Here is a 15157-nt window from a genome sequence, read left to right as displayed (position 1 = left end):
GCCCGCCTCCGGGACGCTTTGCGCGCGCATAGGTGGCACCATGGCTCCGTCCGTTGAACGCGAAGGAAAGGTCATATCGCGGTGAGGCGACTCCTTACGGTCCTGCTGGTGGCCTGCGCGGCGCTGGCCGTGGCCGTCGCGCCCGCCCAGGCTCACAACGTGCTGACGGGCAGCGATCCGAAGGACGGCGCCCGGCTCGCCTCCGTGCCCGGCCGGGTTACGCTGACCTTCGACCAGCCGGTCAGGGCCGACTTCGCCCAGGTCGCGCTGACCGGCCCGGACGGCGCGGTCTCCAAGGCCCCGGTCGAGGTCGTGGACAACACGGTGACGGCCACGCTTCCGGTCACGGCGGCGGCCGGCGCCTACGTCGTCGGCTACCAGATCGTCTCCAACGACGGCCACCCGGTCAGCGGGAAGGTCGGCTTCACCGTCGCCGGCGGCGCCGCCCCGGCTCCCACCCCCGCGCCCGCGGCCGTGCCCGCCACGAAGGATCCGTCCGCCTCGGCGGTTCCCCCGGCGAGCGGCGGCGGCTGGGTGTGGGGGCTGCTGGTGGTCGCGCTGCTGCTCTCCGGCCTCGGCATCCTCGTGGTCGCCCGCCAGGGGCGCCAGGCGAAGGGACAGGGCGCGTGAGCACCACCGAGCGGGCCGAGACGGCCGGGCCGGCGAGCGCGGCGGAAACGGTCACGGCCGCCGGGGAGGCGCGGTGGCGGCCGGTCTGGGGGGCGGCGGGCGCCGCGCTCCTGGCCGTGCTGGTGGCGAGCTGGTGGACCTCGCCGGGGGCCGTCCCGGGGATCGCGGTCCCCGGACCGGTCGTCGAGTACGGCCTGCCGGTCGTCCGCCTGGTCCTCGACCTGTGCGCCCTCGCGACCGTCGGGCTCAGCCTGCTTCCCCGGTTCCTGGGCTTCGACGATCCGCACCGCACCGAGCCGGTGCTCACCAGGGCCCGGAGCTGGGCGGTGCTCGCGGCGTTCGGGTGGGCCGTCGCGGCGCTGGTGGCCATGGTGCTCAGCGCCGCCGAGGTCACCCCCGGCCGCGTGCCCGACCCCGCCGCGTACGTCAGCGTGATCGGCTCCGGCCAGGGGCTGGTGATCAGCGCCGCGTGCGCCCTGATCTACACGTGCTTCGGGCTGCTCGCCGTGCGCTTCGGCGAGAAGGTGCCCGCCGAGCTGCGCGTCGTCGTCGCGGTGTTCGGCCTGCTGCCCCTGCCGGTAAGCGGCCACGCCTCGAACTGGTACTGGCACGACCTGAGCATGGTCTCGATGGAGCTGCACGTCGTCGGGGCGTCGGCGTGGACGGGCGGCCTCGTGGCGCTGGCCGTGCTGCTGACGACCGACCGCGACCTGCTGGCCCGTGCCCTTCCGAGGTTCTCGCGGCTGGCCACCGTCTCGCTGGTCGTGGTGACCCTCTCCGGCCTGTTCAACGGCCTGGTGGAGCTGGGGCTCTCACCGGCCACGCGGCTGCCAGGGTCGCTGTTCACGACCCACTACGGGCAGCTGGTGGTCGCCAAGACCATCCTGGTGTGCGCGGTGGGGGCGCTCGGGGCCCACATCCGCTGGCGCCTGCTTCCGGGTGTCGCGCGGCGGCAGGCGACGGCGTTCGCCGCCTGGGCCGCGCTCGAAGCCGGCGTCATGGGCCTGGCCTACGGCGTCGCCGTCGCGCTGACCCGCGCCCCGGTCGCCTGACCGGGAGGCCGCCTTTCGGCCCGGGCCGCGGTCGCGCGGCCCGGGAAGGCGGCTACGGCGTGGCGGGGGCGACCGGCGCCGGGAGGGGGCTCGGGGTCGCGGACGCGCCCGAGCGCCTGCGGCCGTACCACTCGACGCCGAACCACGCCGCGCCGAGCACGACGGCGGCGACCGGCGCCGAGGCGAGCATGTAGGGCGGGGCGTCCAGCAGGCGGTCCTGCACGGCGAGCCCGCCGTAGACCGCTCCTGTGACCACCAGGGCGCCGAGCGCCGCACGGGCCGCCGGGATCCGCACCAGGAACGCCAGGTCGACGCAGACGGCGGCGGCGAGCAGGAAGAACGGGACGGCCGACGGCGGGAAGTGGAAGACGACGAGCAGCGGCCAGATGGCGGCGCGGAAGCCGACGTACACGGCGGCCACCGCCGTGGCGGCCCACCTGCGGCCGATCAGCCTGTGCGCCACGACCAGCACGAGCACCGCCGCGATGCCGAACCACAGGGGATACACCCAGTCGGGGACGGGCAGCGAGAACTTCTCCACCATGCCCCGGTCTACCGGGCGGCCCATCTGGTTGGCGGCGAAGTCGAGCAGGCTCGGCTCGGCGTACACGAACTGGGGCCCGCGATCCCAGGAGGCGAGCTCCAGCACGCCGTACTCCTGGTGCTCGCTCGGGAAGAGGATGTTCTCCAGGAAGAAGGCGAAGAGCGCTCCAAGGACGATCGGGCGCTGCCCGCCCTCGGGCGCGTAGAGGTACCACCCGCGGATCACTCCGGCGATCATGAACGCCGTGCCGACGTAGAGCAGCATGTGGGAAGGGCTCCACGAGGTGATGTCGACGCCGTTCACCCTGTGGTTGATCAGGTCGATCGGGACCGCGATCAGGAACGCCCCGGTGCCCCACTGGATCAGCCTCTGCGCCGTGCGGTCGACGCCGTACCCGGTGTAGCTGTGCACGATCACCAGCGCGACCACGATGGCCGTGCCGGCGCTGTTGAGCAGGTGCGGTGGAGCGAGGTCGTCGCGCAGCCACTTGAAGTGCCAGGAGACGTCCCAGGAGGCGCCGAAGACCTTCAGCACGAATGCGACGATCCAGCCGAGGTAGAGGACCCGGAAGAGGTCCGGCGGGGTCTCCCTGCCCGCCTCTCCCCTGGTCCAGTAGGGAAGGGCCCACTCGACCCAGCGAGTGGCCTTGTCCTTGATAGCCGCACCTAACTTCACGCGATGAAATGATGCCGGTCCTCGACATGCTCCGCAATCGGGGACTTCCCCGAGATAACCCGCATCCACCTCGGGCGAGGCGTCTCAGCGATCTCTCAGCGGCGATAAGTAGGCTCTCGGCATGAAGCTTGCGGGGAGGCGGCCGGCGGCGTTGATCGTCGCGGCGCTACTGGTCCTGGGCGCGGCGGTGTGGGCTCTTTGGCCGTCACCGGCGCCGGTGACGGGGTTCGACCAGGCGATCCCGGTCGTCGACGGGCCGCGTGACGACCAGCGCGTGACGCTGGACACCACCTTCTTCCCCCCGGCCGGAGGCGGCAGGGCGCCCGCGGTGCTCCTCGCCCACGGGTTCGGCGGCAGCAAGCAGAGCGTGCGCGACGAGGCCGTACGGCTGTCGCGGGCGGGCTACGCGGTGCTGACCTGGTCGGCGCGGGGGTTCGGCGCCTCCACCGGGCAGATCGCGCTCAACTCCCCCGACTACGAGGTCAAGGACGTCAGGCAGCTGATCGACTGGGTCGCCAAACGGCCCGAGGTGCTGCTCGACTCCCCGGGCGACCCCCGCCTCGGCATGGCAGGAGGCTCGTACGGCGGGGCGATCACCCTGATGGCCGCCGCCTACGACAGCAGGATCGACGCGATCGTCCCGCAGATCACCTGGTACGACCTGGCGGACGCGCTCTTCCCCGACGCCACCGGCCAGGGGCCCGAGAAGGGCGTCTTCAAGCGCATGTGGGCCGGGCTGTTCTTCAGCAGGGCCGTCGACTCGCCCCTCGCGCCGGGGGCGGCGGGCCTCACCGGCGCGGCGGGTACGGGCGCGACCGGCTCCGGCACCGGCGGCGGTGCGCGCCCGCCGGGCGGTACGGGCGCGGCGGGCGGTACGGGCACGGCGGGTACGGGCACGGCGCCGGGCGGGCCGTCCGACCCGGTCGACCTGGCCGCGCAGGCGCAGGAGGTGCGGTGCGGGCGGTTCCTGCCGGAGATCTGCCAGATGTACCAGCAGGTCGCGGAGAGCGGCCGCGCCACCGCCGGAGCCGTCGAGACCCTGCGCAGGTCGAGCCCGATCTCGGTGCCCGGCAAGATCCGCGTGCCGTCCCTGCTGATCCAGGGCAAGCACGACTCGCTGTTCCCCCTCGGCCACGCCGACGCCAACGCCAGGGCCATCGCCGCCACCGGCGCCCCCGTGGAGGTCGCCTGGTTCGACGGAGGCCACGACGGCGGCGACGCCGAGACCGACTGGGTGGCCGACCGCACGATCGGCTGGTTCGGCCACTGGCTCAAGAAGGACGGCAGCCCCCTCGGGGACGCCTTCACCGTCACCCGCGACGGCGGGCGCGACCCGGGCACGCGCCGCCCCGTCCTGGTCCACGCCGGCACCGGCCGCTATCCCGGGCTCTCCGGCACCGCGCGGCCGGTGGTCCGGCTCGCGGGGCCGGACCAGCAGGTGGCCAGCCCGCCGGGCGGCTCCCCCGCCTCGATCTCCACGGTGCCGGGCCTGGGCGGGCTGCTGGGCAACCTCGGCGGGGCCGGTCTCTCGATCGACATGCCAGGGCAGAGCGCCGCCTTCGACTCCGCGCCCCTCACCGCGCCCCTGGAGGTCACCGGCGCGCCCGTGGTGAAGGTCCGGGTACACGGCGAGGGCGAGGTGACGCTGTTCGCCAAGCTGTACGACATCGGCGGGCAGCGCCCCGCGCTGCCGCAGGGCCTGGTCGCCCCGCTGCGGGTCACCGCGACCCAGGCGGGCACGCCCGTGTCGGTCACGCTTCCGGTGATCGACCACCGGTTCGACGTGGGGCACCGGCTGCGGGTCGTGCTGAGCACCACCGACATGGGATACGCCTCCCCCGCCGCCCCGGCGGTCCACCGCGTCGGGCTGGCCTCGCCGGACCTCGCCGTGCCCACGGACGCGTCGCTGACGGCCGCCGCCACCGGCCTCGCCTGGTGGATCTGGGCGCTGCCGCTCGCCGCGCTCGTCGTCGCGGCCGTCCTGCTGCTGCTCGGGCGCGTCCGCCGCACCGGCGAAGCCGACCCTGAGCTGGCCGGGGTGCCGCTGCAGATCACCGGCCTCACCAAGAAGTACCGCGGCGGCGAGCCGGCGGTGGACGACCTGTCGTTCCGCGTCGAGCAGGGACAGGTCCTCGGCCTGCTCGGGCCGAACGGCGCGGGCAAGACGACGACGATGCGCATGCTGATGGGCCTGATCCATCCGGACGCGGGCGAGATACGGATCTTCGGGCACCGGGTGACGCCGGGCGCGCCGGTCCTGTCGCGGCTCGGGTCGTTCGTGGAGGGCCCGGGCTTCCTGCCCCACCTGACCGGCAGGGAGAACCTCGACCTGTACTGGCGGGCGACCGGACGTCCGAGGGACGACGCCCACATGGAGGAGGCGCTGGAGATCGCCGCACTCGGCGCCGCCCTCGACCGGGCGGTGCGCACGTACTCGCAGGGCATGCGCCAGCGCCTGGCCATCGCCCAGGCCATGCTCGGCCTGCCCGACCTGCTCGTCCTGGACGAGCCCACCAACGGCCTCGACCCGCCGCAGATCGCCGAGATGCGCAAGGTCCTGATCCGCTACGCCGCGCACGGCCGCACGGTGATCGTGTCGAGTCACATGCTGGCCGAGGTGGAGCAGACCTGCGACCACGTGGTCATGATGCACCGTGGCCGCCTGGTGACGACCGGCCCGGTCAGCGACCTGCTCGGCGGCGCGGTCTCGTCCAACGGCTCGAAGGGGCGTCTCGAAGACGTCTTCCTGGACCTGATCGGAGACAAGGCGTGACCTCGGTACCGAGCACCGCGAACGCGGCAGGGCCGCGCGGGGATGGCGCGATGGACGCCGCGTACGCGCCGGGGCGCACGCTGCCGCTGCGGGTGGAGATCGTCAGGCAGTTCAAGCGGCGCCGCACGCTGGTGATGTTCGGCCTGCTGCTGGCGCTGCCGTGGATCCTCGTGGTGGCGTTCTCCCTTGGTCCCGCGCCCGCGCAGCAGAACTCCCTGAGGCTCTCCGACCTCGCCACGCAGGGCGGCCTGAACTTCGCCGCCTTCACGCTCTCGGTGTCCGCCACGCTGCTGCTGGTGGTCGCGGTGGCGCTGTTCTGCGGCGACACCGTGGCGAGCGAGGCGAGCTGGTCGTCGCTGCGCTACCTGCTGGCGGCCCCGGTGCCGCGCGACCGGCTCCTGCGGCAGAAGCTGACCGTCGCCCTCGGGTACTCGGCGGCGGCGGTGATCGCGCTGCCGGTCATGGCGCTGCTGGCGGGCACCGTCGCCTTCGGATGGAACGACATCCGCCTGCCCGGCACCGGTGAGACGATCGCGGCCTCCTCGGTGCTGCCCCGGTTCGGCATCGTCATCGGGTACGCCCTGGTGAGCCAGCTCGTCGTCGCGGCGCTGGCGTTCCTGCTCTCGGTGAGCACCGACTCCCCGCTGGGGGCGGTGGGCGGGGCGGTCGGGCTCGTCATCGTGAGCAACATCCTCCAGGCGGTGGAGGCTCTGGGCGTGGTGCGCGAGTTCCTGCCGACCTTCTGGAGCACCGCCTGGCTGGACGCGCTGGCGCCGCAGCTCGACTGGAGCGGCATGATCAAGGGGGCGTCCCTGTCGGTGACGTACGCCGTGATCCTCGTGGCCCTGGCGTTCCGCCGCTTCCGCCGCAAGGACGTCGTCTCCTGACCGCGTACGCGGCCATAGCCCGACAAATGCCCCTAAAACCGAAAAAGGGCATTTATGGCTTCATATCCGGCAACGCCGGATAGGTGGGACGCTCCTCTGCCCCGCCGGTTTCGTACTCCTGGGACGGGTGCGTAAGGTGACTTTCGCGAGACGAATGTCCGTTTCCGCAAACATAGTTGGCGATATTCTGGAATGATCCTCTCGGTAATCCTGTCGGACATCGAGAATGACGGACAGAGACTGATGCCCCCCATCGATCAGATAACGACTTTCACATCCGAACACCGGGTTGAAACGGCCATCATCTGCGTGTCCGCCCTGGTGCTTCTGGTCCTTGCGTACTTCGCCCTTCGCGCCGCCTACCGCGCGTCGGCGCGGGCCTTCCGCCGGTTCGCCGAGAACCGCCCGGCGGAGGACATCCTCACCATCGTCGCGGCCAGCATCGCCACCGGTGTGTCCGCGCAGGGCATGTGGCGCTTCTCCGGTGACGTGCTCGGCTTCGACGGCCCGCTGAGATTTCTGCTCTTCGCGTTCATCGAAGTCGCCGTGATCACCAGCGCCGTGCGGGCCCGCCGCAACATGCGCGAGAACTACTCCGCCGGCATCGACGGCATCGCCGTGTGGGCGCTCACGAGCCTGTCCGCGGTCCTGTCCAGCCTGGACGCGCGCAGCCTGGCAGAGGCGATCTTCCGGCTCGCCGCCCCACTGGTCGCCGCGTGGCTGTGGGAGCGCGGCATGGCCATCGAGCGCCACCGCATCACCGGGCGCTCCCGTATCAAGTGGCGGCTGACGCCCGAGCGCGCCATGGTCAGACTCGGGCTGGCCGAGGTGAGCGACCGCACCGCGAGCGAGGTGGACGCCCACCGCAGGCTCACCCGCGTGGCCCTGGCCGCCAAGCGCGCCCGCGCGCTCCGCGAGGCGGGCGCCTCCGACCGCAAGATGCGCGCGGCGCTCGGCAGGCTCGACCGCATGATGGACCAGGCCGTCGAGCACACCGGGCTCGCGGTCGACTCCGAGCGCCAGGAGGCGCTGCTGTCGCAGATCGGCGCGCTGTACAACACCAGCGCCCTGATCGACCTGCGCCCGCCGGTCCCGTGGGGCCCCGAGCCCGAGGAGCCGCCGAGGACGCACGCGCTGCCCGTGGCCTCCTCCCCCGTCGCCGCGTACATCGCGGACGACGACGAGGACGCCGAGATGGTCGACCCGGCCCCGGCCGTGGTGGACACCGCCCAGCGGGCGGCGCTGATGCGCGCGGCCCGCGCTTACTGGGACAAGCAGATCGACCGCAAGTTCGTCCCGCGCGCCGCCGACATCGCCAGGGAGACCGGCATCTCGCTGACCACCGCCCGCGAGTACCGCGCGCTGTGGAAGCTGGAGCCGCGGGCCCACGCGCTGATCGAGATCGCGTACAACGAGCACGGCATCGTCGACACCGGCACCTTCCCCGCGATCGTCGTGCCGGACGGGCCCGACGGGGCCGACCGGCCGGAGCGGGTGCTCTCGGTGAACGGCTCCGCTCCCTCGGCCGACCCGGTCGGCGCCTGAGCGCCACCCGCGAGGGCGGGACAGGGAAGGATCATGGAATGCGCGGCCCGGAGGCGGATGTCGTCCTCCGGGCCGGAACGCCCTTCCCGCGGATCTCAGTCCCAGTGCGGGGGGCGCTCCTCCAGCAGCCAGGACACGTCGTCGTCGGACGTGGAGCGCCACTCGCCCCAGCCCGTGTCGGTGTCGTCGCCCGTCTGGTCGGGCAGAACCGGCAGCCCCTCATCGGAGAGGTCCACCGGACGCAGGTCATCCGGCTCTCGCACAGTCACGGCACAATGCTACGTGGCCACTGGAGCGGCCGATCATTCCTTGCGCCAAGATCTCCCCTGTCACCCCCCAAAAGTGATGCCAGGTGCGGTCCCCGGAGCAGTCACCTCAGGAGACGCATCTCGGGCGTACATCGGCGGCACAGGGACAGGTAACGCCCCGCGCGGGTACGATGCCGAAGCAGGTAGCACGCCGGAACGACCCCCCCGTGAGGCGGCCCATGGCAACGCCGGCAGGATGGCGCAGAGAGGGAAATCTCCCCGCGGAGCTCACCAGCTTCGTCGGCAGAGACCGGCTGCTCGCCACCATCAGGCAGCGCCTGCACGGCTCCCGCCTGGTCACCGTGACGGGCATCGGCGGGGTCGGCAAGTCCCGCACCGCCCTGCGCGTCGCCCACCAGGTCACCTCGCAGTTCCCCGACGGCGTCTGGTACGTCGATCTGTCCCGGCTGCAGGACCCCACCATGGTCCAGCACGCCGTCAGCGCGGCGCTCGGCATCGCCGACCAGTCGGCCCGGCCCGAGGCCGAGGCTCTCACCGAGTGGCTGAGCCGCCGCGACGCCCTCCTTGTGATCGACTCCTGCGAGCACCTGCGCGAGGCGTGCGCCGGGCTCGTCGACCAGCTCCTGCGCAGCGCCGAGCACGTGCGGGTGCTGGCGACCAGCAGGCAGTCGCTCGGCGTGCTGGGCGAGGAGTCGATCCCCGTGGCGCCCCTGCTGGTGCCGGGCGACGACGACCTTGAGAGCCCGTTCGTCAACGAGTCCGTGCAGCTCTTCGCCGAGCGCGCGTCCGCCGTCGTCCCGTCCTTCTCCGTCGACGAGGACAACATCACGGCGGTCTCCGAGCTGTGCCGCCGCCTCGACGGCATCCCACTGGCGATCGAGCTGGCCTCCGTCCGCCTGCGCGCGCTGTCGGTGGAGCAGATCCTGGCGCTGCTGACCGACCGTTTCAGCCTGCTCGCCGGCGCCAGCCGCACCGCGCTGCCCCGCCACCAGACGCTGCGCGCGGCCATCGGGTGGAGCCACGAGCTGTGCGAGCCCGCGGAGCGGCTGTTGTGGGCCCGCCTGTCGATCTTCGCGGGCGACTTCGAGCTGGAGGCCGCGCGCTACGTCTGCGCCGGCGAGAACCTCCCCGCCGAGAACGTCATGGAGCTCATCACCGGCCTGGTGGAGAAGTCCATCCTGCTGAGCGGCAACGAGCGTTCCGGGGTCCGCTACAGGCTCATCGACACCCTGCGCGGCTACGGCAAGGAGTGGCTCGACAAGCTGGAGGAGACCGAGTGGATCCGGCGCCGCCACCGCGACTACTACCTCCAGCTCGCCGAGCGGGGCGAGCACGCCTGGTCCGGGCCCCGGCAGGTCTACTGGTTCGGCCGCATGCGCCAGGAGCACGACAACATCCGCGCGGCGCTCGACTACTGCCTCCGCGACCCACGGGAGGCGCGCACGGGCCTTGAGCTGCTGTCCTCGCTGTGGTTCATGTGGGTCGCCTGCGGGTTCGCCCGCGAGGGCCGCCTCTACCTGGAGCGGGCCCTGCACAACTGCCCGCAGCCGAGCAAGGAGCGCTGCAAGGCGCTGTGGGTGCTCGCGTACGTCCGCAGCGCCCAGGGCGACACCGAGGGCGCGCTGGAGGCGGCCGAGCAGTGCGCCACCGACGCGGTCCGCGTCGGCGACTCGATCGCGGTCATCCTGGCGACCAAGATGCAGGGGACGGCCGCCTTCCTCCAGGGCGACCTCCACAAGGCGACCGCCCTGCTCGGGGTGGCGATCGAGTTCCACCGCAGCGGGCGCGAGCTCAACCCCGGGCTGCTGCCCGCGATCGTCGAGCTGGCGGTCGTGCTCACCCAGCAGGACGAGCTGACCGAGGCCGAGTCGCTGCTCCGCGACTGCCGCCAGCTGTGCGCCGAGCGCGGAGAGCTCTGGCTGCGCTCCTACGCCGTCTGGGCGACGTCCGACATCGAGCGCATGACGGGCCGCACCGACGACGCCGTGCTGAGCGCGCAGGAGTCCCTGCGGATCAAGCGCCACTTCCACGACGTGCTGGGCGCCGTGCTGGCGATGGAGACGCTGTCGCAGCTCGCCGTCGACAAGGGCGACCCCGCGCGGGCGGCGCGCATCCTCGGCGCGGCGCAGGCCAACTGGCAGCTCTTCGGCCTGCCGCAGTTCGGCTCCCCGTTCTTCAGCACCGAGCACGAGCAGTGCGTCAAAGAGTGCAAACGCGTCCTCGGCGAGGAGTCCTACCTCGACGTCTACCAGCAGGGCTCCAAGATGAGCTTCGAGGAGGCCGTCAGCTACGCCATGGGCGAGATCGACCCGACCCCGGTCGCCTGACCCCGCGCCACGGCCCGCCGGGCGACCGGGCCCGCCGGGTCAGCCGTGCCCGTGGCGCATGACGCGCTCGGCCGACGCGCCCTGCCAGGCCCTGGTGTACCTCGTGCTCGTCAGGGAGTAGGCGATGCTCCCGCTGATCCAGTGCTCCAGGCCCATGATGTAGGCCGCGACGGCGTCGGAGTTCAGGTCGTCCAGCGCCGTGCGCAGGTCGACCATCCGCTGGATCGCTTCGTCGCGCATCCGGCCGATCTGGTTCATCGCATGCTGGATCGACCGGTGCCGGTGCCTGGCCAGCACGCTGACCAGGTTGTTCCGGGAGTTCACGCCGGTCCGCTCCTTGGGGTAGGACAGGAGGTCGTTGTCCCACACGACCACGTCGTTGGCGCTCTCGGTGATAGCCCGCACATCGGGGTGCCGCCACTCGCTGGGGGTCAGAGGCCGCCCGGTGGCGACGTCGATCAGCGCGAAGACCGTCAGCATGGCCCCGGTCCTTCGCCGCATGAAGATGTAGTCGCCGTAGGTGGGGACCACGGCGTCCTCGCGGTTGGCCGCCTCCCACACCTGCGCGAACAGGTAGTCCTTGGTGACCGAGCGCCACCGGTCGAGCTGGTCGGCGTCGGCCGCCGCGCCGACGCGGGCCTTGATGTCGTGCAGCGCGCGGGCGAACGGGTTCTCCACGTGCGCGACGTCCACGGGATCGTCGAGGTCGTCGAGGACGGCGAGCAACTGCGGCAGCGCGCGGGCGATCTCCGCCGCGCGGCGGTCGGACTCGCAGAAGGCGTCGTCGAAGGCGAACAGCCAGACGCACCAGTCGGTGACCAGCCGGAGCATGTCGTTGCCGGCGTAGGGATATGTGCGGGCGCCCAGCCTGCCGTAGCTCGCCTCGCGGTACCGGTCCAGCTCCGCCGGATCGTCGATCATGTGGCTGGCGACCAGCCAGGAGAAGGTCTCCTCGTTGACCTGGTCAACGTACGGGCTGATAAGGCTGGGGAACGGACACGACAAAGGCGGGAGAAGGAGCCTGGACGGCGCTAAATCAGCCATCTCCACATCATGGCAACAAAAACTCCGCATAACTACAACGCAACATCCCCAGATGTGCAGCGTTATTTATGTTTGTGCCCGAACCATTTGAGGAATTCGGCATGTCCGAACATCCGGGCGGTGTCGACGGCGGACGGTGTGCCGGCGAACGGGTCGGCCCCGGCGTCGAGCAGCGCGCGCACCACCTCGGGCTCCTTCTTGAAGACCGCCCCCGCGAGCGGGGTCTGCCCGCGATCGTTGACGCGCCCGGGATCGGCGCCCCGCGACGCCAGCGCCCGGACCGTCTCGGCGTGCCCCGGCCCCGACCGCGGGCGGCGACCTGCTCGCCCGGCGGAATCCCCAGGACATCCCATAGGTTCTCTCTTGAGAGACGAAAGAAAGGCTGGGACCCAAGGTGTTCGACCCGACGGATCTCTACCGGCTCAGCGGTGACGTCCCTGAGCTGACCGATCCGGTGCTGCTCTACCACTTTGAGGGTTTCGTGGACGCCGGAGGAGCCGGAAGGCTCGCCGTCGGCCACCTGCTCGCCGAACTGGAGCACCGGGTCGTGGCGACGTTCGACGTCGACCGCCTCCTCGACTACCGGTCGCGGCGGCCTCTGATGACCTTCGACACCGACCGCTGGGTCGACTGCGAGGCCCCCGAGCTCGCCGTCCACCTGGCGAACGACGCGACGGGCACACCGTTCCTGGTGATGAGCGGCCCGGAGCCCGACCGCGAGTGGGAGCTGTTCACCGAGGCGATCGGCGCTCTGGCCACCCGGCTGAACGTCGGCAAGCTGGTGACCATGCACGGCATCCCCATGGCAGCGCCGCACACCCGCCCGCTCGGTGTGACCGCCCACGGCACGAGGCCTGAGCTCGTGAGCGGCCCGGGCGGCCCGTTCGGCAGGATCCAGGTGCCGGGCAGCGCCGCCGCCCTGCTGGAGCTGCGGCTCGGAGCACGGGGCCACGACGCGCTGGGCTACGCCGTGCACGTTCCCCACTACCTCGCCCAGGCGGAGTACCCGAGGGCGGCGGTGACGGCCCTGGAGGCCGTCACGCGCAGCACCGGGCTGGTGTTCCCCCTGGCGGCCCTGAAGGACGCCGCCGAGAAGACCACGGCGGAGATCGAGGAGCAGATCATCGCCTCGGCGGAGCTGTCCACGGCGATCCAGGGCCTGGAGCAGCAGTACGACGCGTTCACCGCCGGCTCCGAGCGTGAGAACCTCATGGCCGAGACCACTCCCATGCCGACGGGTGACGAGCTGGCCGCGCAGTTCGAGCGCTTCCTCGCCGAGCGCGACGAGAGGGACTCGTGATCAAGGTAGGCCTGGTCGGCTACGGCCCGGCCGGGGAGTTCTTCCACGCGCCGCTCATCGCCGCGACGCCCGGCATGCGGCTCGACGCCGTCGTGACGCGGGATCCCGAGCGGGCGAGCCGCGTCGGCCGCGACCACCCGGGCACCCGGATCGTCCCGTCGGCCGAGAGCCTGCTCGGGCTCGATCTCGACCTCGTGGTGGTCGCGTCGCCGAACAGCACCCACGTCCCGCTCGCCACGCTGGCGCTGTCGGCGGGGCTCCCGGTCGTGGTGGACAAGCCCCTGGCCGCCACCGCCGCCGAGGCCCTCGACCTCGCACGGCTGGCCCGCGAGCGCGACCTGATGCTGACGGTGTTCCAGAACCGCCGCTGGGACGGCGACTTCCTCACGCTGGCCACGCTCGACCTCGGCGAGGTCCACCGTTTCGAGTCGCGGTTCGAGCGCTGGCGGCCCGTGCCCAAGGGCGGCTGGCGGGAGAACGGCGGCCCGGACGAGCTCGGGGGCCTGCTGTACGACCTCGGAAGCCACCTGGTCGACCAGGCCCTGCGGTACCTCGGCCCGGTGACCGACGTGTACGCGGAGACCGACATCCGGCGGGCCGGGGTGCGGGCGGACGACGACGCGTTCATCGCGCTGACCCATGCGAACGGCGCCCGGTCCCACCTGTGGATGAGCGCCGTCGCCGGGCAACTCGGGCCGAGGTTCCGCGTGCTCGGGTCGCGCGCGGCGTACGTCAAGTGGGGCCTGGACCCGCAGGAGGAGCGGCTGCGGGCGGGAGAGCGCCCGGGCGGTCCCGGCTGGGGGGCCGAGCGGCCCGAACAATGGGGCGTGCTCGGCGTCGACGGCGACAGCCGCGCGGTCGAGACCGAGCCCGGGGCCTACCAGGAGTTCTACGCCGGCGTGGTGGCCGCGCTGAGGGACGGCGCCCCGCCGCCGGTCGATCCGCGCGAGGTGGCGGCGGCGCTCGCCGTGCTGCACGCCGCGCGGACCTCCGCGGCCGAGCGGCGGGTCGTCCCGCTCACGTCCGGCGCCGGGTCGCCCGGCCCGGACGGGCGCCAGGGCTCAGGCCCGGCCTGATCCATACGATCAGGTCGGGCTCGCCCGCACGGCCGGCGAGGTTCAGTCGAGCAGGCGGGAGCGGAGCGCGGCGGTGTCCTCCGCCGTCCAGCCGTGCTCGTCGAGCCAGCCGAGCGGCCCCGCGTGCCGGTCGTCCAGCGCCCCGAGGAGGTTCTCCATGTACTCCCGGCGCGGCAGGTGGTTCTCGGCGGGCTGCTTGTCGAGGTCGTCACGGTAGGTGTCGCTGCTCCGCAGCCGGGCGAGCACCTGCTCCAGGCGGTCGCCCGTCGCGATGTAGTCGGCCACGATCGCCTCGCGTTCGACCCCTGCCACCGAGAGCGCCAGGGCGCACACCACCCCGGTGCGGTCCTTGCCCGCAGCGCAGTGGACGATCGTCGCGCCGTCGCCGTGGGCCAGGACCCGCAGCGCGGCGAGGACCGAGTCGGGGCGGTCGCGGAGGTAGTTGTAGTAGAAGCCGAGGACCCTGACCTCGGCGGGGTCGTTCTCGCGCCTGCCCTGCCAGGGCAGCACCTTGTCAGCGTCGATGCGCGTGCCGGCGGTGTCCCCGGTGTCGGCCTCGACGTCGGTGTACCGGCCGCCCTCGGCGAAGAGGGTCAGGTGATGGATCGCGACCTCGGCCACCCGGGTCAGCGGGCCGGGTCCTTCGAGGGAGACCTCGGCGTTGGAGCGAAGGTCGACCACGTCGCGCAGTTTGATCTCGCCGACGAGCCTTTCGATGTCGGCGTCGGTCAGGCCTTGGAGGTTGTCGGAGCGCAGTACCCGCCCGAATGTCGTCGTCTCGCCGTCGACCGTGGGAAGACCGCCGAGGTCTCGCACGTTCACGGCGCCGTCAAGAGCTATCCACCTCGTTAGTTCATTCATCACTTGCAACCCTATCTGCGCTATATGTCCATGCGAAGAAGGCGGTAAGGGCACAGTGGCAAAAGAACATGTCCGTTACGTGGCGTCTGCCACGGTGACGCCGGCCCGTGCGTGATGTAAGGATCGAGCCCGCATGGGCTCCGGCCGCCTTCCCCCAAGATCATGTGGACCCAC

The 15157-nt window shown here is 72.1% G+C and carries 12 protein-coding genes and 1 pseudogene; 8 read left to right on the top strand and 5 right to left on the bottom strand.

Annotation, left to right across the window (positions count from 1 at the left end; all coding sequences use genetic code 11):
• The first annotated feature begins 81 nt into the window (after positions 1-81).
• Together ACGFIV_RS14690 and ACGFIV_RS14685 are read left to right on the top strand one after the other, a co-directional pair.
• Positions 82-630 (top strand): copper resistance CopC family protein, encoded by a 549-nt coding sequence (locus tag ACGFIV_RS14690; RefSeq protein ID WP_358549517.1) that lies wholly within the window; start codon positions 82-84, stop codon positions 628-630.
• On the top strand, positions 627-1682 hold the full coding sequence (locus ACGFIV_RS14685; protein WP_358549514.1) for a CopD family protein: 1056 nt from the start codon (positions 627-629) through the stop codon (positions 1680-1682). The genes ACGFIV_RS14690 and ACGFIV_RS14685 overlap by 4 nt, the downstream gene beginning before the upstream one ends.
• A gap of 52 nt (positions 1683-1734) precedes the next feature.
• Here the strand turns inward: ACGFIV_RS14685 and ACGFIV_RS14680 are convergent, their stop codons facing one another.
• Positions 1735-2901: a hypothetical protein gene (locus ACGFIV_RS14680; RefSeq protein WP_358549511.1), complete on the bottom strand. Its 1167-nt coding sequence runs from the start codon at positions 2899-2901 to the stop codon at positions 1735-1737.
• Positions 2902-3022: 121 nt separating this feature from the next.
• Here ACGFIV_RS14680 and ACGFIV_RS14675 point away from each other — a divergent pair, with 121 nt between their 5' ends.
• From ACGFIV_RS14675 to ACGFIV_RS14665, 3 genes are all read left to right on the top strand, one after another.
• Positions 3023-5674 (top strand): alpha/beta fold hydrolase, encoded by a 2652-nt coding sequence (locus tag ACGFIV_RS14675; protein ID WP_392834994.1) that lies wholly within the window; start codon positions 3023-3025, stop codon positions 5672-5674.
• Positions 5671-6561, top strand: a complete 891-nt coding sequence (locus ACGFIV_RS14670; protein ID WP_358549506.1) for an ABC transporter permease subunit — start codon at positions 5671-5673, stop codon at positions 6559-6561. Before ACGFIV_RS14675 ends, ACGFIV_RS14670 begins: the two co-directional genes overlap by 4 nt.
• Before the next feature lie 309 nt (positions 6562-6870).
• On the top strand, positions 6871-8106 hold the full coding sequence (locus ACGFIV_RS14665; protein WP_358549503.1) for a hypothetical protein: 1236 nt from the start codon (positions 6871-6873) through the stop codon (positions 8104-8106).
• A gap of 95 nt (positions 8107-8201) precedes the next feature.
• Here the strand turns inward: ACGFIV_RS14665 and ACGFIV_RS14660 are convergent, their stop codons facing one another.
• Positions 8202-8375 carry a hypothetical protein gene (locus ACGFIV_RS14660; RefSeq protein WP_358549609.1) on the bottom strand — a complete coding sequence of 58 codons (174 nt, stop codon included), beginning with the start codon at positions 8373-8375 and terminating at the stop codon, positions 8202-8204.
• A gap of 218 nt (positions 8376-8593) precedes the next feature.
• Between ACGFIV_RS14660 and ACGFIV_RS14655 the strand changes: the two genes are divergently transcribed.
• Positions 8594-10702 (top strand): AAA family ATPase, encoded by a 2109-nt coding sequence (locus ACGFIV_RS14655; RefSeq protein ID WP_358549500.1) that lies wholly within the window; start codon positions 8594-8596, stop codon positions 10700-10702.
• Positions 10703-10741: 39 nt separating this feature from the next.
• Here ACGFIV_RS14655 and ACGFIV_RS14650 read toward each other — a convergent pair whose 3' ends face one another.
• Together ACGFIV_RS14650 and ACGFIV_RS14645 are read right to left on the bottom strand one after the other, a co-directional pair.
• Positions 10742-11746 (bottom strand): 4-epi-cubebol synthase, encoded by a 1005-nt coding sequence (locus tag ACGFIV_RS14650; protein WP_358549497.1) that lies wholly within the window; start codon positions 11744-11746, stop codon positions 10742-10744.
• 62 nt (positions 11747-11808) lie between these two features.
• Positions 11809-12042: pseudogene (locus tag ACGFIV_RS14645) on the bottom strand (ankyrin repeat domain-containing protein); the annotation flags it as partial.
• Between the two features lie 98 nt (positions 12043-12140).
• On the opposite strand from ACGFIV_RS14645, the gene ACGFIV_RS14640 reads away from it, so the two are divergent.
• Together ACGFIV_RS14640 and ACGFIV_RS14635 are read left to right on the top strand one after the other, a co-directional pair.
• The gene (locus ACGFIV_RS14640) at positions 12141-13046 is read left to right on the top strand and encodes a PAC2 family protein (protein WP_358549494.1); all 906 of its coding nucleotides are present in this window, start codon (positions 12141-12143) and stop codon (positions 13044-13046) included.
• On the top strand, positions 13043-14122 hold the full coding sequence (locus ACGFIV_RS14635; protein WP_392834986.1) for a Gfo/Idh/MocA family oxidoreductase: 1080 nt from the start codon (positions 13043-13045) through the stop codon (positions 14120-14122). The genes ACGFIV_RS14640 and ACGFIV_RS14635 overlap by 4 nt, the downstream gene beginning before the upstream one ends.
• Before the next feature lie 42 nt (positions 14123-14164).
• Here ACGFIV_RS14635 and ACGFIV_RS14630 read toward each other — a convergent pair whose 3' ends face one another.
• The gene (locus ACGFIV_RS14630) at positions 14165-14983 is read right to left on the bottom strand and encodes a tyrosine-protein phosphatase (RefSeq protein WP_358561712.1); all 819 of its coding nucleotides are present in this window, start codon (positions 14981-14983) and stop codon (positions 14165-14167) included.
• Between the last annotated feature and the right edge of the window lie 174 nt (positions 14984-15157).

Source organism: Sphaerisporangium sp. NPDC049003 (assembly GCF_043197795.1).
In the GTDB taxonomy this organism is placed as follows: domain Bacteria; phylum Actinomycetota; class Actinomycetes; order Streptosporangiales; family Streptosporangiaceae; genus Sphaerisporangium.
The sequence above is the reverse complement of the archived record's forward strand: the minus strand, read 5'-3'. Positions and strand labels throughout refer to the sequence as shown.

What these genes read in the sequence shown, in the direction of transcription:
- ACGFIV_RS14675 (WP_392834994.1), top strand. Translation starts at nt 3,023, where the DNA reads ATGAAGCTTGCGGGGAGGCGGCCGGCGGCGTTGATCGTCGCGGCGCTA.
- ACGFIV_RS14655 (WP_358549500.1), top strand. Translation starts at nt 8,594, where the DNA reads ATGGCAACGCCGGCAGGATGGCGCAGAGAGGGAAATCTCCCCGCGGAG.
- ACGFIV_RS14650 (WP_358549497.1), bottom strand. Translation starts at nt 11,746, where the DNA reads ATGGCTGATTTAGCGCCGTCCAGGCTCCTTCTCCCGCCTTTGTCGTGT.
- ACGFIV_RS14630 (WP_358561712.1), bottom strand. Translation starts at nt 14,983, where the DNA reads ATGAATGAACTAACGAGGTGGATAGCTCTTGACGGCGCCGTGAACGTG.